Here is a 399-nt window from a genome sequence, read left to right on the forward strand (position 1 = left end):
ATATGCCGCCCCACAGGAAGGAGCTGCGAACATCGGCATCATGCATACGAGCCTGGCCGGCTCCCCAGGCCATGACGTTTATGCACCTTGCAGCGTCGCCGACCTGCACGGCCACGGCTTTGACTATTGGGCGCTTGGCCACATTCACGTTCGCCAGGTGTATTCCGGTGCGAGCACGCTGGTGATGCCAGGGATCCCGCAGGGGCGGGACATCAATGAGGCGGGCGAGAAGTCGGTTACGCTGGTCACCATTCGCGACGATCGCTCCGTCGAGATAGAGGAGAGGCTCACCAGTGTCGCGCAGTTTGAGCGGGTGAGTCTCGATCTGACCGGGGTGTCGGAATGGAGCGAGGCCATCATTCGTATCCGAGCAGGGCTGGAGCAATCCCGGGAGGGTGC

The 399-nt window shown here is 62.4% G+C and carries 1 pseudogene; it reads left to right on the forward strand.

Annotation, left to right across the window (positions count from 1 at the left end):
* Positions 1-399 (forward strand): annotated as a pseudogene (locus tag X742_RS1000000175200) (DNA repair exonuclease); the annotation flags it as partial.

The sequence above is a fragment of the Mesorhizobium sp. LNHC229A00 genome, assembly GCF_000502415.1.
In the GTDB taxonomy this organism is placed as follows: domain Bacteria; phylum Pseudomonadota; class Alphaproteobacteria; order Rhizobiales; family Rhizobiaceae; genus Mesorhizobium.